The following is a 466-nucleotide window of genomic DNA, read 5'->3' on the forward strand; positions in this document are numbered from 1 at the left end:
AAAGGTATTTACGACTACGGTGGTTGGGATATCAGCGATGCGAAAAATAAGCATGAAGCCCCGAGTTGCATTATGCACTATCTGGATTCTCGAGAAGCGGGGGGAGATAAACAGAACTCTTACCTCAGTTTGGTATTACCCTGGTTCTATCTTAAAGAAGCACAGGGCATGGCACGTTTCAATGATTGGTTGGCTTACTTATGCCAGCAACTGGAGCCAGATAGCGGGGACTGTGGTTATTGTCTGGCCCTGCCGAGGGATTATCATGATTACTTTTCCATCGAATATGAATTAGCAAGACGTTATCCTCCATTACAAGTGAACTCCGCTGTACATACGACTAAAAAGCATTATAACCACAGTATTCGCGGTGTTAATTGGATCACCATTTTAAATAACCGCTATATCAAGCGATTAGGGGGTGAGGCCTGGGTGCGTCAAGTGCTCTCCCGTGACCCGGCGATCC

At 46.1% G+C, this 466-nt stretch carries 1 protein-coding gene; it reads left to right on the forward strand.

Annotation, left to right across the window (positions count from 1 at the left end; all coding sequences use genetic code 11):
- Window positions 1–466, forward strand: a 466-nt coding sequence (locus tag AC971_RS22445) for a type VI immunity family protein (RefSeq protein ID WP_156170280.1), incomplete at both ends; no start/stop codon positions are given.

The sequence above is a fragment of the Yersinia similis genome (assembly GCF_001053095.1).
Taxonomy (GTDB): domain Bacteria; phylum Pseudomonadota; class Gammaproteobacteria; order Enterobacterales; family Enterobacteriaceae; genus Yersinia; species Yersinia similis.